The sequence below is a fragment of the Geodermatophilus sp. SYSU D00079 genome (assembly GCF_054050635.1).
This window is the reverse complement of record NZ_JBJGZS010000019.1, coordinates 1-20957: the sequence shown is the minus strand read 5'-3', so window position 1 is coordinate 20957 and position 20957 is coordinate 1. Positions and strand designations below refer to the sequence as shown.

At 76.2% G+C, this 20957-nt stretch carries 22 protein-coding genes and 1 pseudogene; 15 read left to right on the top strand and 8 right to left on the bottom strand.

Features of this window, described 5'->3' with window-relative positions; translation table 11 throughout:
* Positions 1-53 precede the first annotated feature (53 nt).
* The 4 genes from ACI79E_RS15410 (at position 54) to ACI79E_RS15395 (ending at position 2834) form a co-directional block, all read left to right on the top strand.
* Entirely contained in the window at positions 54-1175 is a 1122-nt protein-coding gene (locus ACI79E_RS15410; RefSeq protein WP_456933438.1) for an XdhC family protein, read from the top strand.
* A 149-nt stretch (positions 1176-1324) separates the two neighbouring features.
* Complete coding sequence (locus ACI79E_RS15405; protein WP_456933437.1) at positions 1325-1591, top strand: helix-turn-helix domain-containing protein; 267 nt, start codon at positions 1325-1327, stop codon at positions 1589-1591.
* Positions 1588-2265 carry an ATP-dependent Clp protease proteolytic subunit gene (locus tag ACI79E_RS15400; protein WP_456933436.1) on the top strand — a complete coding sequence of 226 codons (678 nt, stop codon included), beginning with the start codon at positions 1588-1590 and terminating at the stop codon, positions 2263-2265. The genes ACI79E_RS15405 and ACI79E_RS15400 overlap by 4 nt, the downstream gene beginning before the upstream one ends.
* A 95-nt stretch (positions 2266-2360) precedes the next feature.
* Positions 2361-2834 carry an MOSC domain-containing protein gene (locus ACI79E_RS15395; RefSeq protein WP_456933435.1) on the top strand — a complete coding sequence of 158 codons (474 nt, stop codon included), beginning with the start codon at positions 2361-2363 and terminating at the stop codon, positions 2832-2834.
* A gap of 113 nt (positions 2835-2947) precedes the next feature.
* On the opposite strand, the gene ACI79E_RS15390 is transcribed toward ACI79E_RS15395, so the two are convergent.
* The 3 genes from ACI79E_RS15390 to ACI79E_RS15380 form a co-directional block, all read right to left on the bottom strand.
* Positions 2948-3883 (bottom strand): vWA domain-containing protein, encoded by a 936-nt coding sequence (locus ACI79E_RS15390; protein ID WP_456933434.1) that lies wholly within the window; start codon positions 3881-3883, stop codon positions 2948-2950.
* A 119-nt stretch (positions 3884-4002) separates the two neighbouring features.
* On the bottom strand, positions 4003-4896 hold the full coding sequence (locus tag ACI79E_RS15385; RefSeq protein WP_456933433.1) for an AAA family ATPase: 894 nt from the start codon (positions 4894-4896) through the stop codon (positions 4003-4005).
* 135 nt (positions 4897-5031) lie between these two features.
* Positions 5032-6159: an NDMA-dependent alcohol dehydrogenase gene (locus ACI79E_RS15380; RefSeq protein ID WP_456933432.1), complete on the bottom strand. Its 1128-nt coding sequence runs from the start codon at positions 6157-6159 to the stop codon at positions 5032-5034.
* Positions 6160-6310: 151 nt separating this feature from the next.
* Here ACI79E_RS15380 and ACI79E_RS15375 point away from each other — a divergent pair, with 151 nt between their 5' ends.
* Positions 6311-7759 carry a bifunctional 3-(3-hydroxy-phenyl)propionate/3-hydroxycinnamic acid hydroxylase gene (locus tag ACI79E_RS15375; RefSeq protein ID WP_456933431.1) on the top strand — a complete coding sequence of 483 codons (1449 nt, stop codon included), beginning with the start codon at positions 6311-6313 and terminating at the stop codon, positions 7757-7759.
* A 112-nt stretch (positions 7760-7871) separates the two neighbouring features.
* A complete protein-coding gene (locus tag ACI79E_RS15370; protein WP_456933430.1) occupies positions 7872-9074 on the top strand; it encodes a cysteine desulfurase-like protein in 1203 nt (400 codons plus the stop codon).
* A 29-nt stretch (positions 9075-9103) separates the two neighbouring features.
* Here the strand turns inward: ACI79E_RS15370 and mftR are convergent, their stop codons facing one another.
* Positions 9104-9697 carry a mycofactocin system transcriptional regulator gene (gene mftR, locus ACI79E_RS15365; protein ID WP_456933429.1) on the bottom strand — a complete coding sequence of 198 codons (594 nt, stop codon included), beginning with the start codon at positions 9695-9697 and terminating at the stop codon, positions 9104-9106.
* 173 nt (positions 9698-9870) lie between these two features.
* Here mftR and mftA point away from each other — a divergent pair, with 173 nt between their 5' ends.
* The 4 genes from mftA to ACI79E_RS15345 are packed head-to-tail and all read left to right on the top strand — an operon-like array spanning position 9871 to position 13503.
* Positions 9871-9984, top strand: a complete 114-nt coding sequence (mftA, locus tag ACI79E_RS15360; RefSeq protein ID WP_456933428.1) for a mycofactocin precursor MftA — start codon at positions 9871-9873, stop codon at positions 9982-9984.
* A gap of 32 nt (positions 9985-10016) precedes the next feature.
* Entirely contained in the window at positions 10017-10349 is a 333-nt protein-coding gene (gene mftB, locus ACI79E_RS15355; protein WP_456933427.1) for a mycofactocin biosynthesis chaperone MftB, read from the top strand.
* Complete coding sequence (gene mftC, locus ACI79E_RS15350) at positions 10346-11581, top strand: mycofactocin radical SAM maturase (protein WP_456933426.1); 1236 nt, start codon at positions 10346-10348, stop codon at positions 11579-11581. The genes mftB and mftC overlap by 4 nt, the downstream gene beginning before the upstream one ends.
* Positions 11542-13503 carry a mycofactocin system FadH/OYE family oxidoreductase 1 gene (locus tag ACI79E_RS15345; RefSeq protein WP_456933503.1) on the top strand — a complete coding sequence of 654 codons (1962 nt, stop codon included), beginning with the start codon at positions 11542-11544 and terminating at the stop codon, positions 13501-13503. The genes mftC and ACI79E_RS15345 overlap by 40 nt, the downstream gene beginning before the upstream one ends.
* Here ACI79E_RS15345 and ACI79E_RS15340 read toward each other — a convergent pair.
* The gene (locus tag ACI79E_RS15340; RefSeq protein ID WP_456933425.1) at positions 13500-13979 is read right to left on the bottom strand and encodes a pyridoxamine 5'-phosphate oxidase family protein; all 480 of its coding nucleotides are present in this window, start codon (positions 13977-13979) and stop codon (positions 13500-13502) included. The two genes, ACI79E_RS15345 and ACI79E_RS15340, sit on opposite strands and share 4 nt — an antisense overlap.
* A gap of 119 nt (positions 13980-14098) precedes the next feature.
* On the opposite strand from ACI79E_RS15340, the gene ACI79E_RS15335 reads away from it, so the two are divergent.
* Positions 14099-14914 (top strand): mycofactocin-coupled SDR family oxidoreductase, encoded by an 816-nt coding sequence (locus tag ACI79E_RS15335; RefSeq protein WP_456933424.1) that lies wholly within the window; start codon positions 14099-14101, stop codon positions 14912-14914.
* 19 nt (positions 14915-14933) lie between these two features.
* On the opposite strand, the gene ACI79E_RS15330 is transcribed toward ACI79E_RS15335, so the two are convergent.
* Both ACI79E_RS15330 and ACI79E_RS15325 read right to left on the bottom strand, forming a co-directional pair.
* Positions 14934-15233, bottom strand: a complete 300-nt coding sequence (locus ACI79E_RS15330; RefSeq protein ID WP_456933502.1) for a YchJ family protein — start codon at positions 15231-15233, stop codon at positions 14934-14936.
* 18 nt (positions 15234-15251) lie between these two features.
* Positions 15252-15311: pseudogene (locus ACI79E_RS15325) on the bottom strand (SEC-C metal-binding domain-containing protein); the annotation flags it as partial.
* A gap of 56 nt (positions 15312-15367) precedes the next feature.
* Between ACI79E_RS15325 and ACI79E_RS15320 the strand changes: the two are divergent.
* Positions 15368-17299 carry a mycofactocin system FadH/OYE family oxidoreductase 2 gene (locus ACI79E_RS15320; RefSeq protein ID WP_456933423.1) on the top strand — a complete coding sequence of 644 codons (1932 nt, stop codon included), beginning with the start codon at positions 15368-15370 and terminating at the stop codon, positions 17297-17299.
* Here the strand turns inward: ACI79E_RS15320 and ACI79E_RS15315 are convergent.
* The gene (locus ACI79E_RS15315) at positions 17296-18021 is read right to left on the bottom strand and encodes a TetR/AcrR family transcriptional regulator C-terminal domain-containing protein (RefSeq protein ID WP_456933422.1); all 726 of its coding nucleotides are present in this window, start codon (positions 18019-18021) and stop codon (positions 17296-17298) included. The two genes, ACI79E_RS15320 and ACI79E_RS15315, sit on opposite strands and share 4 nt — an antisense overlap.
* Before the next feature lie 38 nt (positions 18022-18059).
* Between ACI79E_RS15315 and ACI79E_RS15310 the strand changes: the two genes are divergently transcribed.
* Genes ACI79E_RS15310 through mftE form a run of 3 tightly spaced genes read left to right on the top strand, consistent with a single transcriptional unit; the run spans position 18060 to position 20678 of the window.
* The gene (locus tag ACI79E_RS15310; protein ID WP_456933421.1) at positions 18060-19052 is read left to right on the top strand and encodes an ATP-binding cassette domain-containing protein; all 993 of its coding nucleotides are present in this window, start codon (positions 18060-18062) and stop codon (positions 19050-19052) included.
* Positions 19053-19054: 2 nt separating this feature from the next.
* Entirely contained in the window at positions 19055-19924 is an 870-nt protein-coding gene (locus ACI79E_RS15305) for an ABC transporter permease (protein WP_456933420.1), read from the top strand.
* Between the two features lie 58 nt (positions 19925-19982).
* A complete protein-coding gene (gene mftE, locus ACI79E_RS15300; protein ID WP_456933419.1) occupies positions 19983-20678 on the top strand; it encodes a mycofactocin biosynthesis peptidyl-dipeptidase MftE in 696 nt (231 codons plus the stop codon).
* Positions 20679-20957: the final 279 nt, after the last annotated feature.

The window sequence follows — 20957 nt, the reverse complement described above, 5'->3', positions numbered from 1 at the left end:
TGGGCACCCGGACGGGGCCGTAGGTCTCCCACACCGAGAAGAGGAGCTGTCCGATGCGTGACGTGCTCGAGGACCTGGTCGGCTGGTGGCAGGCGGGCGAGACCGTCGGCATGGGCACGGTGGTCGCCACCTGGCGCTCGGCGCCGCGGCCGGCGGGCGCCTCCATGCTGGTCGGCCCCGACGGCACCGCGGTGGGCAGCGTCTCCGGGGGCTGCGTCGAGGGCGCGGTCTACGAGGAGGCCAAGGACGTCGTGGAGAGCGGCGTCCCGACGTTGGAGCGGTACGGCGTCAGTGACGACGACGCCTTCGCCGTGGGCCTGACCTGCGGCGGCATCCTCGACGTCTTCGTGGAGCGGGTCTCGCGCGAGTCGTTCCCCGAGCTGGGCGAGATCGCCGAGTCCGTCGCCGCGCACGAGCCGGTCGCCGTCGTCACCTGCGTCGCCGGCCCGGAGGACCGGGTGGGCCGGCGCCTGGTCGTCTGGCCCGACCGTGCCTCGGGCACCCTCGGTCTGCAGCGCCTGGACGACGCCGTCACCGCCGACGCCCGCGGCATGCTCGCCGCCGGCCGGACCGGGATGCTGCACGTCGGCCACGACGGCGAGCGCCGCGGCGACGACCTGTCGCTGTTCGTCAACGCCTTCGCCCCGGCCGCCCGGATGATCGTGTTCGGCGCCATCGACTTCGCCGCCGCCGTCGCCCGGGTGGGGGCGTTCCTCGGCTACCGGGTCACCGTCTGCGACGCCCGCCCGGTGTTCGCGACCCCCAAGCGCTTCCCCGACGCGCACGAGGTCGTCGTCGAGTGGCCGCACCGCTACCTGCAGGCCGAGGTGGACGCCGGGCGCATCGACGAGCGCACCGTGCTGTGCGTGCTCACCCACGACCCGAAGTTCGACGTCCCCCTGCTGGAGGTCGCGCTGCGGATCCCGGTGGCCTACGTGGGCGCGATGGGCTCCCGGCGGACGCACGAGGAACGACTCGCCCGGCTCGAGGAGGCCGGCCTGGCCAAGGAGGAGCTGGCGCGGCTCTCCTCGCCGATCGGCCTCGACCTCGGCGCGCGCACGCCGGAGGAGACGGCGATCTCCATCGCGGCGGAGATCATCGCCGGGCGCTGGGGTGGCTCCGGTGAGCGGCTGACCGGCATCGAGGGCCCGATCCACAAGACCGCCGACCGCTGAGGCCCCGGGACCCCGCCCGGCCCCGCCGTCCGTGGTGGTCATCGGGTGCGTGCCCGGCGCAGCGGCGGGTCCGCGCGTGTCCCGTGCACCGATCCGATGATCGCGGCGGGACCTGTCGGCCATAGCGGATCGGGTATACCGTTGCTGGTATGTCGTCCCCGCGCCGCAGCCGGTTCCCGGGCCTGGAGGGGCTCGCCGACCGTCGGCGGGAGCTGATCGAGGAGCTGGTCCGCGCCCGCCGGGAGAGCGAGCTCAGCCAGACCGACGTCGCCGCACGCATGGGGACGTCGCAGTCGGCGGTGGCCCGGCTGGAGAGCGGTGAGCTCGACGCGCGGCTGTCCACGCTGGAGCGCTACGCGGCCGCGCTGGGCCGCACCGTCGACTGGCAGGTCCGACCGTCCGAGGAGTCGTCATGACCCGAGCCACCTGGCCACCCGTGCCGCCCGGTCCGCCCGACCCGCCGTTCCCCCCGCGGCCGCCGGAGTGGCCGCGCACCCCCTGGCAGCCGGAGGGCCGGCCGCCGGTGCCCGGGCCCTCCTCGGCGTCGGCCACCGTCGTCCTCGGCGGTGCGGACTGGCTGACCGAGCGGCTGCTCGAGCAGCGCGTGATCACCCTGGCCGGCGTGCTGGACGCCGACGCGGTCAACCGGGCCGTGGCCGAGCTCGCCCTGCTCGACGCGACCGGTGACGGACCGGTCCGGCTCCGGCTGTCCGGCGTCGGTGCCGACCTCGACGGCGCCCTCACCCTGGTCGACGCCCTCGACCTCGTCGGTGCGCCCGTGCACGCGACCGCGCTGGGCACGCTCACCGGTCCCGCGCTCGCCGTGCTGGCCGTCGCCGACTCCCGGCAGGCCGGGGCGCACGCGAGCTTCCGGCTGTGCGAGCCGCGGGCGCCGCGCGGCGTGCCCGGCCACGAGGTGGAGGCCTGGGCCGCCGAGCACCTGCGGCAGCTGCGCCGGTTGCAGGAGCGGCTGGCCGGGGCCTGCGGCCGTCCCGTCGAGGAGGTCGCCGCCGACATGCGCGCCGGGAGGCTGCTCGACGTCGAGGAGGCGCGCGCCTACGGCCTGCTCGACGCCGGGCCGGGCCGCTGAACCCGCTGCCGTACCGGTACGACGTCGAGGTCGTCGGGCTGCTGGCCTCCCCGGTGCACCGCTACGGCGGGCGGCCCGGCGGGGAGGTCCCGGCGGTGGACGGCGACCGGCGCGTGGAGATCGAGGTGCGCGCCGGCTCCGGGGTGGTGGGTGACCGCTACGCCGGCCGCCCCGCGCACCGCGACGCCCAGCTCACCGTGCTCGCCGTCGAGGGCCTGGAGGCGCTGGCCGCCGAGCTCGGGGTGCCGCCGTTCGACCCCCTGCTGGCCCGGCGCACCGTCGTGCTGCGCGGCGCGGAGGTGGAGGCGCTGCGCGGCGAGGAGTTCGCCCTCGACACCGGCTCCGGCGCGGTGCGGCTGCGCGGCGGCCGGCCGGCGAACCCGTGCGCGTGGATGGACGCCGTCCTCGCGCCCGGGGCGCACCGCGGGCTGCGGGGCCGCGGCGGGGTCCGCTGCGCCGCCCTGTCCGACGGCGTGCTCCGGCTCGGGCCCGCCGTCCTCACCTCCGCGGTCCCCCTCGACGCGGCCCGCGCCGGCGACGCGGTGCGGCCGGCGCCGCGCCCCCGCTAGGCGGCCCGGGCGGGGAGCGCCAGGCCTCGCCCGTACCGGCGCCGGCAGGCGCGGGTGTCCGACGCCGTCCCCGGCGGGCTGGAGCGCGTCGAGCCGATCCGGTGGATGCCCCGTCAGCCGAGCACGGTGCGGACCGCGGCCGGGGCCTGGGTCGGCTTGAGCAGCGGCGCCACCCGGCCGTCCCCGGCGGCGGCGAGCGCGGCGCAGTTGGCCACCGACTCCGGCTCGTCCGACAGCGACAGCACGTGCAGGTGCGCCCCGGCGCGGGCGAGCGCGCCGGCGGCGGGCAGCGGGTCGGGGCTGTCGGTCGGCATGCCGTCGGAGAGCAGCAGGACGTCGCGCGCGGCGGCCCGGGAGCGGGCCAGCTGGACGGCGGCGGTGCGCAGGCCGAGGTCGAGGTCGGTGGTGCCCCCGCCGTCGAGGTCGAACAGCCGGTCGATGACGACGTCGGTGCGCGGGTCGGTCGACAGCGGCCGCAGCACCACCGCCTGCGACCAGAACGCCACCACGGCCAGCTCGTCGCCGGGCCGCATCCGCTGGGCCAGCGCCGAGGCGGTGAGGACGGCGACCGAGAGCTCGTCCCCGGCCACCGAGCCGGAGGCGTCGACCAGCAGCACGCAGGCCCGGCCGGTGGAGCGCCAGCCGCGGGTGTGCAGGTGCTCGGCGCGCCAGTGCGGCTCCGCGCCGCGGGCCTGGAGGGTGGCGTCGAGGTCGATGTCGCTGCCGGTGTCGTCGCGGCGGGTCACCACCCGGCGGGTGCCCGGGCGGTCGGGGACGCCGGCCCGCGGGGTGCCCACCGGCAGCCGGCAGGCCAGCGCCCGCGCGGCTGCCCGCAGCCCGGGGTCGAAGGCCCGGCCCATCGCGGTGAGCAGCCGGTTGGCCGCGTCGGGGTCCCGGGCGGTGAGGTCGGCCATCGCCTCCTCGTCCAGCTCACCGAGCTGCGGGGAGACCTGCTGGAACTCCGGGTGCGCCCGGGCCAGCTCGTCGCGGCCGGCCTTGCGGGCGGCGTGCTGCTTGAGCACCTGCTCGACGTCGTCGGGGTCCTCCACCGGTGCCGGCTGCGGCGGCCGGCGCCCGGGTGGGTCCTGCAGGCCGCCCGGCCCGGGCGGGGGTGGCGGTGGGTCGGCCGGATCGGCGGCGTCGGCGGGGTCGCCCGGTTCCTCGGGCGTCAGGCTTTTCCCAGCTCCTCACCCGCCCGGCGCCAGATGTCGGCGACGACGTCCTCGACCGGGCGGGCCGTGCCGTCGGCGAGGGTGACCTTGCCGGTGAGCGCGGCGAGGGCGGCGTCCAGGCCGGTGGTCTCCTCGATGCTCTCGTGCCCGCGGACGGTGGCCAGCTCCAGCGCGATGAGCACGGTGTCGATGGCGCCGCGCACGGAGGAGCCGATCCGCAGCTCGGGGTGGTCGCGGGTGATGCGGACCGTGCGCACCGCCTGGGCGACCAGGGGCGCGGGGCCGTCGGTGGCGGTCGCGACGACGGAGAGCTCGGCCTCCTCGTCCTGGTAGCCCATCGCGACCCGGCAGGAGCGGTCGTAGAGGGCGGGGGTGACCCGCGCGGTGCCGACGGCGTCGAACGGGTTCATGGCCGCCACCAGCCGGAAGGTGGGCCGGGCGGTCACCCGGCCGAACCGCGGCACGTGCATCTCGCGCTCGGAGAGGACGCCGAGGAGGACGTTCATCGTCTCCTCGGGCACCCGGTTGAACTCCTCGACGTAGAGGATCGCGCCGTCGGTCATCGCGCGGGTGAGCGGGCCCGGCACGAAGTTCTCGGCCCGGTAGTCCTCGGTCAGCACCCGCGAGGCGTCGTGGTGGCCGACCAGGCGGGTCGGCGTGAGCTCGGCGTTGCCCTCCACCAGCACCAGCGGGACGCCGGCGCCGTCGGCCAGCGAGCGCAGCAGGGTGGTCTTGCCGGTGCCGGGCGGGCCCTCCAGCAGGACGTTGCGGCCGGCCGACAGCGCGGCGGCGACGACCTCGGCCTCGCGCATGCGGGCGACCACCCGCTCACGGGCGACCCGGACCATGCCGGTCACGTCCAGGCGCCGGGCGGTGGTGGTGGTGCTCACGGTCCTCCTCGGGGTGGGTGACACGCGACCGGGGCGCCCCCGAAGGGAGCGCCCCGGCCCGGTGACGTGCTGGAACGGCCACCCTCCAGGGCCCCTCGCCGAGCCTGCGAGGCGTGGGGGGAGGGTGGTCCTCCCTCAGTCGTAGATGATGACGCCGCGGATGTTCTTGCCGGCCTTCATGTCCTCGTAGCCGGCGTTGACGTCGTCGAGCTTGTACCGGCTGGTGATCAGCTCGTCGAGCTTGAGCTTCCCCTCCTGGTAGAGGCGCAGCATCTTGAGCATGTCGGCGCTGGGGTTCTGGTCGCCGAACAGCGCGCCGCGGATCTCCTTGGTGAACAGCGCCAGCATGCTGGGGTTGATCGGGATGCCCACGTCGGTGAGGTCGCCGAGGCCGGTGATGACCACCCGGCCGCCCTTGCCGATCGCGTCGAAGGCCTGGGCGACGTGCTCGCCCTTGAGGATCCCGACGGTGACCAGCGCCTTGTCCGCGCCCTGCCCGTTGGTGACGCTGCGGGCGAAGTCGGCGGCCTCCTCGATGCTCTCGAAGGCGTGGGTGGCTCCGAGCTCCTGCGCCTTCTCGCGCTTGAAGGCCACGGGGTCGACGGCGATGACGTGGCTGGCGCCGGCGTGCGCGGCACCCTGCACCGCGTTGATGCCGATGCCGCCGATGCCCATGACGATCACCGTGTCGCCGGCCTTGACCTCACCGGCCTGGACCGCGGTGCCCCAGCCGGTGCCGACGCCGCAGCCGACGAGGCAGGCGACGTCGAGCGGGATGTCGTCGGGGATCTTGACCGTCGAGCGGACGTCGACCGTCGTCACCTCGGCGAAGGTGCCCAGGCCGCACATCTGCCCGACCGGGGTGCCGTCGGAGGTCTGGAAGCGGAAGCTCTCCGCGTCGTCCCACCGGGAGCCGACGAGCAGGTTGGCGCCGGAGTCGCAGATGTACTGCTGGCCGTTGGCGCAGTAGCGACAGCGGCCGCAGCCGGGCAGGAACGAGAAGACGACGTGGTCGCCCTCCTTGAAGCCCGGCGTGCCCGGGCCGACCGCCGTCACGACGCCGGACCCCTCGTGGCCGCCGAGGAACGGGTAGTGGCCGACCTGCATGTCGCCGGTGGCGATGTGGTCGTCCGAGTGGCACAGGCCGGACGCCGCCAGCTTGACCTGGAGTTCGCCCTGGCGCGGGTCGTCCGCGACCAGGTCGGTGACCTCCCACTTGCCGGGAGCGGAGCGCAGGATCGCGCCGCGGGTGTTCACGGGCACAGGGAACCTCCTCGTCGCCCTCGTCGTCGAGGGCACTCGCGCATGCACGACGCATGACCGTGACCGGCACGTTATGGCGTGGCTCACACCAGGGGAAGGGAGCTGCAACGTTCCCGCTACCCCGGTTCCCGTCCCCTGGGAGAGTGGCGCCGTGACAGGCAGGCCGGTCGTCGTCGTGGGCGCCGGCCCGGTGGGGCTCACCGGGGCGCTGCTGCTGGCCCGCCGGGGCCTGCCCGTCCTCGTCCTCGAGCGCCAGCCGGCCCCCTACGCCCGGCCGCGGGCGGTGCACCTGGACGACGAGGCGCTGCGGGCGCTGGCCGACGCCGGCGTCGCCGCGGCGTTCCTCCGGGTCAGCCGGCCGATGAGCGGGCTGCGGCTGCTGGACGGCCGGCTGCGCACCCTCGCCGAGTTCCGCCGCTCGCCGTCGGCCGGGGCGCACGGCTGGCCGCAGGGGTCGATGTTCCACCAGCCCGACCTGGAGGCGGCGCTGCTGGCCGCCGTCCGCGCGACGCCCGGGATCACCCTGCGCACCGGTGCCGAGGTGGTGGACCTGACCGGCGACGGGGACGGCGTCACCGTGCACGTGCGGGACCGGGCCGGCGGGGTGGCGCCGGACCTGGCCGCGGCCGCGGTGCTCGGCTGCGACGGCGCCCACAGCACGGTGCGCCGGCTCATCGGCGCGACCATGCGCGACCTGGGGCGGGCCGACCGCTGGCTGGTCGCCGACCTCCGCTCCGCCGTCCCGCTGCCGGTCTGGCCCGGTGTGCACCAGGTCTGCGACCCGCACCGGCCGGCGACGTTCATGCCGGTCGCCGGCGACCGCTACCGCTGGGAGTTCCGGATGCGGGCGGGGGAGACCCGCGAGGAGCTGGCGGCGCGACTCCCGGCGCTGCTGGCGCCCGCGGGAGCCGACGGCGCGGAGGTGGTGCGGGTGGCCGAGTACGTCTACCGGGCGCAGGTCGCCGACCGCTGGCGGTCCGGCCGGGTGCTGCTGGCCGGGGACGCCGCCCACCTCACCCCGCCCTTCATCGGCCAGGGGCTGGGCCTGGGGCTGCGCGACGTCCACCAGCTGGCCTGGAAGCTCGCCGCGGTGCTCACCGGCGGCGCCGACGACCGGCTGCTCGACACCCACCAGGCCGAACGGGCGCCGCACGCGCGGGCGATGGTGCGGCTGGCGCTCCTCGTCGGCCGGCTCATGACCGGCGGCGGCGCCGGCGGGGCGGTGCTGCGGCGCGCGGTGCTGGCGGCGGCCGGGCGGGTCCCCGCGGTCGCCGCCTTCGCCACCGACAGCCGCACCCCGCCGCTGCCCCCCGGCCCCCTGGTCGCCCGCCGCGGGAGACCGGCCCGGCGGCTGGCCGGCACCCTGCTGCCCCGCGCCCCGGTGGACGCCGGCGGCCGGCGGTGCCCGGTGGACGACGTCCTGGGGCCCGGGACGGCGCGGCTGCGGCTGCTCGCCCCCGGGCGGGTGGCGGTGCGTCCGGCGGGTGGTGCGGAGGTCGTGGTGGCCGACGTCGACGGCGTCCTCACCACCTGGCTGCGGCGGGCGCGCGCGACCACCGTCGTCGTCCGCCCCGACCGGATCGTCCGGTCGGCGCGCTGACGCCCCGCGCGCTGTGTGCGCACACCGCGGTCCCCGCCGGCTCCGGACCGCGGTCCGTGCACACCCGGCGGCCGGTGGCGGACGGCCGCGGTCGGCTGGGCATGCTGGCGGGGTGAGCTACGACGTCGAGGCCGTCCGCGCCTGCTTCCCCGCCCTCCGCGCCGGCACCGCGCACTTCGACGGGCCGGGCGGCTCGCAGGTCCCCGAGTCGGTGGCCGCGGCGGTCGCGGCCACGCTGACGTCACCGATCGCCAACCGCGGCCGGGTGACGCAGGCCGAGCGGAACGCCGACGACGTCGTCCTGGGCGCGCGCAGGGCGGTCGCGGACCTGGTCGCCGGGGACCCCGCCGGGGTCGTCTTCGGCCGCAGCGCGACGCAGCTGACCTACGACCTCTCCCGGGTGCTGTCGGCCGGCTGGGGCGCGGACGACGAGGTGGTGGTGACCCGGCTGGACCACGACGCCAACGTGCGGCCGTGGGTGCAGGCGGCACAGGCGCGCGGGGCGACGGTGCGCTGGGCGGACTTCGACCCGGCCACCGGCGAGCTCGCCCCCGAGGCCGTCGCCGCCGTCCTCTCCGACCGCACCCGGCTGGTCGCGGTCACCGGCGCGTCCAACCTCATCGGCACCCGGCCGGACCTCCCCGCGATCACCGCCCTGGCCCACGACGCCGGCGCGCTCACGTACGTCGACGGCGTGCACCTGACCGCGCACGCCGCGGTGGACGTGCGGGCCCTCGGCGCCGACCTGTTCACCTGCTCGCCCTACAAGTTCCTGGGCCCGCACTGCGGCTGCGTCGTCGCCGCGCCCGCGCTGCTGGAGACCCTGCGCCCGGACAAGCTGCTGCCCTCCACCGACGCCGTCCCGGAGCGGTTCGAGCTCGGCACGCTGCCCTACGAGCTGCTGGCCGGCACGACCGCGGCGGTCGACTTCCTCGCCGGTCTCGGGGGCCCGGAGGGGGACCGGCGGGCCCGGCTCGAGGTCGGGATGGCCGCGCTGGAGGAGCACGAGGACCGGCTGCGCGAGCGCATCGAGGACGGACTGCGGACGCTGCCCGGCGTCACGGTGTGGTCGCGGGCGCGCCACCGCACGCCCACCCTGCTGCTGACCTTCGAGGGCCGGGACGCCGCCGACGCACACCGCTTCCTCGCCGGGCGCGGGGTCAACGCCCCGGCCGGCTCCTTCTACGCGATCGAGGCCTCCCGCCGGCTCGGCCTGGGTGACGCGGGCGGCCTGCGCGTGGGCCTGGCGCCCTACTCCGACGAGGCGGACGTCGACCGGCTGCTGGGCGGGCTGGGGGAGTGGCTCGCCGGCTGAGCGGCACCGAGGAGTCGGCTGTGGGCGCGTCAGGCCGTGCGCAGGGTGGGGAAGCCGGCGGCGAGCTGGTCGAAGGCCGCGTGGAGGTCGTCGCCGAGGGACGTCGTCCCGTCGGCCAGCCACACCTCGAACGCCGTCGTCGCGGCCGCGCGGGTCGTGGTGGCCACCAGCCGGGGGAGCAGTGCGTCCGGCCGCTCCCCGGTGCGGCGGGCGACGTGCTCGGCGACGACGCGGTCGACGTCGGCGTAGCGCACCTGGGAGTGCGCCTGCAGCGCCGGCTCGCCCAGGATCAGCGCCATCCGCTGGCGGAGCATCGGCAGGTCGGCCGCCGAGTAGTCGTTGACCTCGACGTAGGCCGCGCAGATCGAGGCGAGCACCGGCTGGTCGGCCCGGGCGTCGGCCAGCAGCTGGTCGAGCCGCTCGACGTGGGAGGCGAAGTCGCCCCACACCGCGTCGGCCTTGGTGGCGAAGTAGCGGAAGAACGTCCGGCGGCTGATGCCGGCCGCGTCGGCGATCTCGTCGGTGGTCACCTGCTCGAAGCCGGTGCGGGCGAACAGCTCGAGGGCGGCCTGCTCGATCCGGGCGCGGGTGTCTGCGCGCGCGTCGGCCAGGACGGAGGTCACGGGTCCATCTTGCGGCACCGGAGCGCCTCTCCGGCGCCGTCGCCGCACTGCGTCCCCGGATGGGGCGAGGGGGGCGGCAACCCGTCGAGCGCGACCGACCCCCGGTGTTGCCCGTGGCACTGGGTGTCACTAACGTCCACCCCACGTTCGTAACGCCGATCACAGGAGGCACCGTGCCCGAGATCACCGACACCCAGGCCACCGAGGCGCCCGCCGCCGAGGAGACCCTGGTCGAGGAGTCGCTCGTCGAGGAGGTCTCCATCGACGGCATGTGCGGGGTGTACTGATCGACGCCCCCGTCGCGGCGCCGGCTGAGCCGATGAGCGACGCCGGCGCCGCTCCACCGCCGGGCTCCGGTGCGCCCGGGCCCGCCCCCGCGTTCGACGCGTCGCTGCCCTGGCGTCGGGCCCGCTCGGTGGCCCTGCGCCCCGAGCCGTTCGGCGCGCTCGTCTACCACTTCGGCAACCGGAAGCTGTCGTTCCTCAAGTCGAAGACGCTGGTCACCGTCGTCGAGACGCTGGCCGACCACCCCAGCGCCGAGGCCACCCTCGTCGCGTGCGGTGTCCCCGAGGCCCAGCGGGCCGCCTACGTCAAGGCGCTGGCCGACCTCGCACGTTCGCAGATGATCGAAGTACGGGAGAGCCCAGCATGACCGCCGTCCTGCCGCCCCGCACGCCCGCCCCGGTCCGCCCGACCGGCGGGCGTCTGATCGACCAGTTCGAGTACGGGCTGGACGCGCCGATCTGCCTGACCTGGGAGCTCACCTACGCGTGCAACCTGGCGTGCGCGCACTGCCTGTCCTCCTCGGGACGGCGGGACCCCCGCGAGCTGTCCACCGCCGAGGCCGAGGCGGTCATCGACGAGCTGCAGCGGATGCAGGTCTTCTACGTCAACGTCGGCGGCGGCGAGCCCACGGTGCGGCCGGACTTCTGGCACCTGCTCGACTACGCGATCGACCACCAGGTCGGCGTCAAGTTCTCCACCAACGGCGTGAAGCTGGACAAGACCCGCGCCGCGCAGCTGGCCCGCACCGACTACGTCGACGTCCAGATCTCGCTGGACGGCGCGACCGCCGAGGTCAACGACCGCGTCCGCGGCACCGGCTCCTACGCCACCGCCATCCGCGCGCTGGAGAACCTGGCCGAGGCCGGGATGAAGGACTTCAAGGTCTCGGTGGTCGTCACCCGCGAGAACGCCGGGCAGCTCGACCAGTTCAAGGCCCTCACCGACTCCTACGGCGCCCAGCTGCGGATCACCCGGCTGCGCCCGTCGGGCCGTGGCGCCGACGTCTGGGACGAGCTGCACCCGACCCAGCAGCAGCAGAAGGAGCTCTACCACTGGCTGCTGGCCAACGGTGACGAGGTCCTGACCGGGGACTCGTTCTTCCACCTGTCGGCGTTCGGCGAGGCCCTGCCCGGGCTGAACCTGTGCGGAGCCGGCCGGGTCGTGTGCCTGATCGACCCGGTGGGCGACGTCTACGCCTGCCCGTTCGCCATCCACGAGAACTTCCTCGCCGGCAACGTCCGCGACGAGGGCGGCTTCCAGCGGGTCTGGCAGTCCTCGGAGCTGTTCGCCGACCTGCGCAGCCCGCAGACCGGCGGCGCCTGCACCAAGTGCGCGCACTTCGACGCCTGCCGGGGCGGCTGCATGGCGGCCAAGTTCTTCACCGGCCTGCCGCTGGACGGTCCCGACCCCGAGTGCGTGCAGGGCTACGGCGAGAGCGCTCTCGCCGCGCGGGACCTGGACCTCGTCACGCCGAAGAGCCACATCGACCACTCGCACAAGGGCCCGGTCCGCGGTCAGCCGACGCTGCTGGGCATGCCGAGCATCCCGCCGGCGAAGATCTGCGACGAGTCGCCGCTGGCCGGGCTCAACCTGCGCTGAGGCTCCTCGAGCCACTGGTCCTGGCGGGCCGGACGGCGCCCTCGCGGGTGCTGTTCGGCCCGCACGAGACCAACCTCGGCCGCGGGCGGGCCCTCTCGCCCCGGCACGTCGCCTACTACGCCCGCCGGGCCGGCGGCGGCTGCGGCGTCGTCGTCACCGAGACCGCGTCGGTGCACGACGGCGACTGGCCCTACGAGCGGGCACCGCTGGCCGCCGACTGCGGCCCCGGCTGGGCGGCCGTCGTCGCCGCCTGCCGGCCCGCGGGCGCGCTCGTGCTCGCTGGGGTCGGGCACACCGGGTCGCAGGGCAGCAGCGCGCACACCCGCGCCGCGCTCTGGGCGCCGTCCGCCGTCCCCGACGTCGTCACCCGCGAGGTCCCGGCGGAGCTGGACCCGGAGGGGATCGCCGCGCTCGTCGACGGCTTCCGGGCCGCGACCCGGACCGCGGTCGGCGCGGACGTGGACGGCGTGGAGGTCGACGCCGGCCCGCGGGCGCTGCTGCGCCAGTTCGCCTCCGGCCTCACCAACACCCGCACCGACGGCTACGGCACCGACCGGTTGCGGCTGCTCCGCGAGGTGCTGACCGCCGTCCGCGCGGAGCTGGGGCCCGGCCGGGTGCTGGGGCTGCGGCTGTCCTGCGACGAGCAGGCGCCGTGGGCCGGCATCACCCCGGAGACCGCCGTCGCCGCCGTCGCCGAGCTGGCTCCGCTGGTCGACCTGCTGGTCGTCGTCCGGGGCAGCGGCCTGGCGCCCTCGGCGTACCGCCCCGACGGGCACACCGCGCCCGGCTCCAGTGCCGGCCTGACCGCGGCGGTGCGGGCCGCGGCCGGCGGGACGCCGGTGGTGCTGCAGGGCTCGGTGGTGGACGTCGCCGCCGCGGAGGCGGCCCTCACCGCCGGGGTGGCCGACGCGGTCGAGATGACCCGCGCCCAGATCGCCGACGCCGACCTGGTCGCCAAGACGCGGGCCGGCGTCCCCGTGCGCCCGTGCACGCTGTGCAACCAGGCCTGCCAGGTGCTCGACGTCCGCAACCCGCCGGTCAGCTGCGTGGCCGACCCGCGCAGCGGCCACGAGACCGAGGAGCCCGACCACGACGGCCCTTGTGGCCATTCCGGCCGCCCTCGGGGCGGCCGGAATGGCCACGAGGGCCGTCGTCGGGAGGTCGTGGTCGTCGGTGGTGGCCCCGCGGGGCTGGAGGCGGCCCGTGTGCTGGCCGGCGCGGGCGCCGACGTCCGGCTGGTCGAGCGGTCCGGCCGGCTCGGGGGAGCGCTGCTGCAGGTCGCGGCGCTGCCGGGCCGGGCGCGCTTCGCCGACCTGGCCGGCTGGCTGGAGCAGGAGGTGCGGCGGCTGGGGGTGCGCGTCGAGCTGGGGACCGCGGCGGACTCCGGGGACGTCGTCGCCACCGGCGCCCGGCCGCGCCCGCCGGGCTTCACCGTCGCGGACGGCGCGTGCGTGCTCGCCGCCGCCGACGTGCTGGCCGGGGGAGTCGTTCCCCCTGGGCCGGTCGTCGTGCATGATCCCGCCGGCGGGCCGGCCGGCACGGGGGTGGCCGAGCTGCTCGCCGCGGCCGGGCGCGAGGTCACCGTGGTCACCCCGGACGACGTCGTCGGTGTCCGGCTGGCCGGTGACCTCGCGCCGGCCAACACGCGGCTGCTGCGCGCCGGGGTGCGCCGCGAGACCGGCTCCGTGCTGCGGGCGGTCGCCGACGGCACGGCGGTGATGGCCGACCGCTGGACCGGGAGCGAGCGCCGCCTGCCCTGCGCGGTCGTGGTGGACGCCGCACCCCCGCTGCCCGGCACCGTGCCCGGCGGCGCGGTGGGCGCCGGGGACGTCGTCGCGCCGCGCACCGTGCTCGAGGCGGTGCTCGAGGGCCGGCGCGCGGCGCGGGCGGTGCTGGTGGCCGGAGGCGGCGCCGGGGCCTAGAGGTCGACCTTCCCGCTCTCGCCGGCGTCGATCCGCTGCCCGGTGGCCTTGGCCTTCACGAAGCTGAACGCGGTCGCCAGCCGGCCGCCGGGGCTGTCCCAGTACTCCGCGGAGTCGGCGTCGACCTTGACCAGCACCGTCGACGGGTCCTCGGGGCCCTGCGGCAGCCACGCCTCGACGCCGCTGTTCCACAGCTCCTTCTTCTTGGCCACGTCGTCCACGACCGAGGCGTGCCCGGTGAGGGACACCCAGGTGCCGCCGGACCCGACGCCGACGTTCACCTGCGGCGAGGCGGCGACGTGGGCCAGCCAGTCGGTGCCCCGCTCGGCGAAGAACCACAGGTCGCCGTCGAACTCCACCTCCTGCAGCGTCATGGGGCGGCTGGTGAGCTTCCCCGTGGGCGAGACGGTGGTGAGGAAGCCGAACCGCTCCCCCTTGATCAGCTCCGCGACCTTGCGCGTGTCCTCGGTGGTCATGACCGGGCGGTGCCCCGAGGGAGCCGCCCCCATGCGTGGGATGGGTGGTCGTTGTCGGCAGCAACCGGGTCCCCCTACGGTGTGGCGCAGGTCACCGGCGAGCCGGGGGAGGGGTCGACGTGGGCAAGCTGGACGGCAAGGTCGCGTTCATCACCGGAGCCGCCCGCGGTCAGGGGCGGTCGCACGCGGTCCGGCTGGCCCAGGAGGGCGCCGACGTCATCGCCGTCGACCTCTGCCGGCAGATCGAGACCGTCCCCTACCCCATGGCCACCCCGGAGGACCTCGCCCGGACCGTCGAGGAGGTGGAGGCGCTCGACCGCCGCATCGTCGCCAGCGAGGCCGACGTCCGCAGCCTGCCGGCGATGGAGCAGGCGGTCCGGGACGGCGTGGCCCAGCTGGGCCGGCTCGACATCGTGCTCGCCAACGCCGGGATCGCCCCGATGGGCGACGAGGAGGAGGCGGCCCGCGCCTGGCAGGACGTCATCGACGTGAACCTCACCGGCGTCTGGAACACCCTGCGGGCCACCGCCCCGGTGCTGGTGGAGCAGGGCCAGGGCGGCGCCATCGTGCTGACCAGCTCGACGGCCGGCCTCAAGGGCATCGGCGGCGACTCGGGTGGCGGCCAGGGCTACACCGCCTCCAAGCACGGCGTCGTCGGCCTGATGCGCAGCTTCGCGAACTCGCTGGGGCCGCACGGCATCCGCGTGAACAGCGTGCACCCGACCGGCGTCAACACCCCCATGGTCGTCAACGAGTTCATGCAGCAGTGGCTGGCGCAGGACCCGACGGTCACCGGGGCGTTGACCAACCTGCTGCCCGTGGAGCTGCTCGAGGCGGCCGACATAAGCAACGCGGTCGTCTGGCTGGTCAGCGACGACGCCCGCTACGTGACCGGGGTGACCCTGCCGGTCGACGCGGGGTTCACCGTCAAGTAGCCGCCGGGCTCCGGCCCGCTCAGACCGCGGCCACGTAGCGCCAGGCGCCGTCCTCGCGGACGAACCGGCTGACCTCGTGCTGGCTGCCGGTCTCCCCGCCGTGCCGGTACCAGGCGCGGAACTCCACCGTCCCCTCGCCGGCCAGCAGGCCCCCGCCGGTGCCGCCCAGCACGTCCAGCCCGGTCCAGCGCACCGCCGGGTCCAGCTCCAGCGACGCCGGGCGGGTCGTCGGGTGCCAGGTGGCCAGCAGGTAGCCGGCGTCCCCGACGGCGAAGGCGCTGTACCGCGACCGCATGAGCTGCTCGGCACTGCCGGCCACGCGCGTCCCGTCGTGCAGCGGGCCGCAGCACTCGGCGTAGGGGAGCCCGGTTCCGCAGGGACAGCGTCGGGGAGCCATGCGCGAGAGTGTCCCCGAGGACCCGGGGGCTCCGGGACGGGCGGGGAGGAGGGCACGTGGGGTTCGAGCGGCTGGCCGCCCCGCTGCGCGTGGGGCCGGTGACGCTGCCCAACCGGGTCGTCTTCCCCGCCCACCTGACCAACTTCGCCGTCGACGGGCTGCCCACCGAGCGGCACGCGGCCTACTACGCGGCGCGGGCGGCGGGCGGCGCCGGGCTGGTGGTCACCGAGGAGTCGACCGTCGACCCCGCCGACCGGCCCTACGAGAAGCTGGTCCGCGGGTACGACCCGGCCGTCCTGCCCGGCTACCGGCGGGTCACCGACGCCGTCCACGCGCACGGCGTGCCGGTGTTCGCCCAGCTCAACCACAACGGCGGGCAGTCCGACGCGACGCACACCCGGGCGCCGCTGACCGCGCCGTCCCCCGTGCCGGACCCCTTGTTCCGCGAGGTGCCGCGCGAGGCCACCGCCGCCGACATCGCCCGGCTGGTGGCCGGGTACGCCGACGTCGCCGCCCGCTGCGCCGACGGCGGCTTCGACGGGGTCGAGGTGCAGGCCTCGCAGTCCTCGCTGGCCCGGCAGTTCCTGTCCCGCGCGACCAACCGGCGCACCGACGGCTACGGCGGACCACTGGAGCACCGGGCCCGCTTCCTCGTGGAGGTGCTCACCGCCGTCCGGGAGGCGATCGGGCCGGGCCGGGCGCTCGGCGTGCGCCTCGCCGCCGAGGAGGGCGTGGACGACGGGACGACGCCCGCGGAGGCCGCCGCCACCGCCCGGCTGCTGGGCGAGCGTGGCCTGGTCGACTACGTGAGCACGACGGTGGGCGTCGCGACGGCCACCCTCGACCGGGTCATCCCGCCGATGACCACCCCGCCCGGCTACGCGCGGGGGCTCGCGGCCGCCGTCCGCGCCACGGCGGGCGTCCCCGTCATCGGCGTCGGCCGGTTCCTCACGCCGGAGCAGGCCGAGCGCACCCTGGCCGACGGCGACTGCGACCTCGTCGGCGTGGCCCGCGGGCAGATCGCCGACCCCGGGTTCGCGGGCAAGGCGCTCACCGGGCGGGCCGCGGAGATCCGCACCTGCCTGGGCTGCAACCAGGAGTGCGTGGGCCGCGTCGGCCTCAACCGGCCGCTGGGCTGCGTGACCAACCCGCGGGCGGGCCGCGAGGCGCCGCTGCCGGTACCGGTGCGCCGCCGACGGGTCCTGGTCGTCGGCGGGGGCCCGGCCGGGCTGCGCGCGGCCGCCACCGCCGCGCAGCGCGGGCACGCGGTCACCCTGCTCGAGCAGGCCGCCGCCACCGGCGGCGCGGTCCTGCTCGCGGCGTCCGCCCCCGGCCGGGGCGGGCTGCGGCCGCTGGTCGACGACCTCGCCGCGGAGTGCGCGCGGGCCGGGGTGCGGGTGCGCACCGGGGTGCGCGCCACCGCGGCGCTGGTGGCGGCCGAGGCGCCCGAGGCCGTCGTCCTCGCCACCGGCGCCCGCTCGGTGCGGCCGGGGTGGGCGGGCGCCGGGGAGCGGGTGGTCGACGTCCGCGACGTCCTCGCCGGCCGGGTGGAGCCGGCCGGCGACGTGCTCGTCGTCGACGACCTGGGTTCGGCCGCGGCGCCGTCGGTCGCCGAGCTGCTGGCCGAACGCGGCTGCGCGGTGGAGGTCGTGACGGCGGGGATGGTGGTCGGCCAGGACCTGGGCCTGACCCTCGACGCGCCCCGCTGGCGCCGGCGCGCGGCGGAGCTCGGCATCCGGCTGGGCACGGACCTCGTCGTCGAGGGCGTCGAGGGGCCGGTCGTGCGGCTGCTGCACCACCCGACGGGCGTCCGCGAGCAGCGGAGGGTCGACCGGGTCGTCGTGGCCACGCCCGCCCGTGCCGACGACGAGCTGTGGCGCGCCCTGGCCGGCAGCGGGCTGGAGGTGCACCGGGTCGGCGACTGCCTGGCCCCGCGCCGCGCCTCGGCGGCCACCCTGGACGGCGAGCGGGTCGGCGCGGCCCTCTAGCGGGGGCCCCGGCCCTCCGGTTCGCGCCCCCGGCCCTCTAGTGGGCGCACCCCCCCGCCCGGCGCGAAGCGGGTGCGCAGCCCCGCGACGAGCAGGTCCAGGCCGAACTCGAACGTCGTCTCGTGCGGCTCGCCCAGCACCTCGCTGATCGCCGCCAGCAGCAGCGGCTGGTCGGCGAGCAGGCCGGCGCGCAGGTCGCTCGCGTCCTCGTCGTCCGCGGTGGGCAGCGGGGTGCCGCGGCTGCGCTCGGCCTCCGCCTGCCACTCGGTCGCGCTGCCGATCACGTAGGAGCCGATCGCGAACAGCGCGTGCTGGGCCTGGCCGGGCGTGAGCCCCGCGTCGACCAGCACGGCCAGGGACCGCTCGATCCGCGCCAGGCTCTGCTGCCCCGGCCGGTTGCCGGCGAGCACGCGGGGCGCGTCGCGGGTGGCGACGAGCGCGGCGAACATCTGCCGGGCGTCCTCGCGCAGCCACTCCCACCACGGCTGGCCCGGCTCGGGCGCCGCGTGGTCGACACCGGCCCGGCGGAACAGCTCCTCGGCCATGAGGTCCATGAGCTGGCGCTTGTTCTCGACGTGCCAGTAGAGCGTCGGCCCGGCCACCCCGAGGCGCGCGGCCACCCGCCGGAAGGACACCGACTCCAGGCCGCCGTCGGCCAGCAGCGCCAGCGCCGCGTCGACGACGGCCTCCCGGGTCACCGGGGCACGCTCGGCCGCTTTCACGCTTGACAGCCTAACGGCGTTAGAGGACGGTGTCCCGCGTGCCTAACGCCGTTAGAGAGCCGGCCATCGAGGTGGTCGGGCTGACGAAGACCTACAAGACCGGCGACACCGTCGTGGAGGCGGTCAAGGGCATCGACCTGCGCGTGGAGCGGGGCCGGACCTACGGCTTCCTGGGCCCCAACGGCGCGGGCAAGTCCACGACGATCGAGATGCTGTGCACCATCCGGAACCCGACGTCGGGCGCCGCCCGCGTCGCCGGGTTCGACGTCGTCCGCGAGCGCGACCAGGTGCGCCGGCGGATCGGGCTGGTGTTCCAGCAGCAGACGCTGGACCTGCAGCTCACCGCCGAGCAGAACCTCCGCTTCCACGCCGAGCTCTACGGTCTCTCCCGCGCCGACGCCGACCGGCGCATCGCCGAGGTGCTGGAGATGGTCGCGCTGGCCGACCGCCGCACGGACGTCGTCCAGCGGTTCTCCGGGGGGATGAAGCGGCGGCTGGAGATCGCCCGCGGCCTCGTGCACGCCCCGCAGGTGCTCTTCCTCGACGAGCCGACGATCGGCCTGGACCCGCAGACCCGCGCCGCGATCTGGGAGTACCTCCACGACCTGCGACGGACGACGGAGATCACCGTCTTCGTCACCACGCACTACATGGACGAGGCCGAGCACTGCGACCGGATCGCGATCATGGACCACGGCGACATCGTCGTGGAGGACACCCCGGAGGCGCTGAAGTCCAGCGTCGGCACCGACCGGATCGCGCTGCGCACCGACGACGACGAGCTGGCCATCGCCCGCGTCCGCGAGCGCCTGGGCATCGAGGCCGGCGTCCACGAGGGGCAGGTGACCCTCGCCGTGGCCCAGGGCGCGCAGGTCGTGCCCCGGCTGTTCACCGAGCTCGGCGTCGGCATCCGATCGGTCACCGTCACCCGGCCGAGCCTGGACGACGTCTTCCTGACCTACACCGGCCGCACCATCCGCGACTCCGAGGGGGCCAGCCCCGCCGGGTTCCCGTTCGCCGGGAGGCGATGAGCATGACCACGACCCGACCCGCGACCGCCGCCCCCACCCCGCTCGCCGAGGTGCGCAGCGACCTCGGTCACGAGCTGCGCGCCACCTGGGTGGTCATGCGCCGGGAACTGCTGCGGCTCAAGCAGGACAAGGCCCGCATCCTCACCATGCTGCTGCAGCCGGTGCTGTTCATCTTCGTGATGGGCACGGGGCTGGCCAGCATCGTCGACACCGGTGGGGACACGGACTTCCGCACGTTCCTCTTCCCCGGCGTCCTGGCGACGTCGGTGCTGTTCACCGCGGCGTTCGCCGGCATCAGCCTGGTCTGGGACCGGGAGTTCGGCTTCCTGCGCGAGATGATGGTCGCCCCGATCTCCCGCGGCTCGATCATCTGGGGCAAGTGCCTGGGCGGCGCCGTCGTCGCCACCGTGCAGAGCCTGGTCCTGCTGGCGCTGATGGGCACCGTCGGCATCCCCTACTCGCCGGTGCTGATCCTGGAGCTGATCGCCTGCCTGTTCCTCGGGTCGCTGCTGCTGACCGCGCTGGGCGTGCTCCTCTCCACCCGCATCACGACCATCCAGACGGCGATGCCGGTCAGCCAGCTGCTGATCATGCCGATGATGTTCCTCTCGGGCGCGCTCTTCCCGATCTCGGGGCTGCCCGACTGGCTGGCGGTGCTGACCCGGCTCAACCCGCTGACCTACGTGGTGCAGCCGATGCGGCACTTCGTGCTGGAGCACCTGTCGCTGACCGGCGAGGAGCGTGAGCGGCTGGTGCCGGTGCTCACCTGGTTCGGCTGGGAGGTGCCGGTCGTGGTGCAGCTGCTGACCGTCGCCGCCATCACCCTCGGACTGGTCACCCTCGCGGCACGGGTCTTCCGGACCACGGAGTAGGGCCCTCGCCGCGGGCTCGCGAGCGGGTGGGGGCAGGGGTCCTCTCTAGGCTGCCCCGGTGAGTCACCTCGCCGGGGCCGTCTGGCCCGAGCTGCCCGAGCGCCCGCTGCTGCTGGTGCCGCTGGGCGCCGTCGAGCAGCACGGCCACCACCTGCCGCTGGCCACCGACACCACGGTGGCGTGCACGGTGGCCGAGGCCGCGGCCGGCGACCTGGACGGCGCGCTGCTGGCCCCCGCGCTGGCCTACGGCGCGAGCGGTGAGCACGAGGGCTTCCCCGGCACCGTCTCCATCGGCACCGAGGCGCTCACCGGGCTGCTGGTCGAGTACGGGCGGTCGGCCTGCCGGTGGGCGGGGCGGCTGCTCCTGGTCAACGGGCACGGCGGCAACCTCGACGCGCTGCGGGCGGCCGTCCCGCTGCTGCGCACCGAGGGCCGCGACGTCGCCTGGTTCCCGTGCGCGGTGCCCGGTGCCGACGCGCACGCCGGGCGCACGGAGACGTCGGTGATGTTGCACGTGGAACCGGCGCTGGTGCGCACCGACCGGGCGGTCGCCGGCGAGACCGCGCCGCTGGCGGACCTGCTGCCGCGGCTGCGGGCCGAGGGGGTGCGCAGCGTCAGCCCGACCGGCGTGCTGGGAGACCCGGCCGGCGCCTCGGCCGAGGAGGGCGCGGCGCTGCTGGCGGACCTGGCCGGCCGGCTGACCGGCGCGGTCGAGGCGTGGGACGTCGACCCCGCCGGGCGGCTGCGCGGCTAGTCGGAGAACGGGGTCCGCGGGCGTTCCTGGCGCCGACCGTCGACGACGACGTCCACCCGCTCGTCGTAGAAGGCGACCATCCCGGCGATCGGCAGCAGCTCGCGGGTCGGGAAGTCGTAGGACCACGCCAGGTCCCGGGGGGGGGGGGGGGGGGGGCCCCCCCCCCCCCCCCCCCCCCCCCCCCCCCCCGGACCCTCCTAGTTCCCGCTGGCGAAGGCCGCGTCGAACGCGGCCGCCGGTGGGTCGAACGCCAGCCGGCGCACGAAGGCCAGCGCCTCG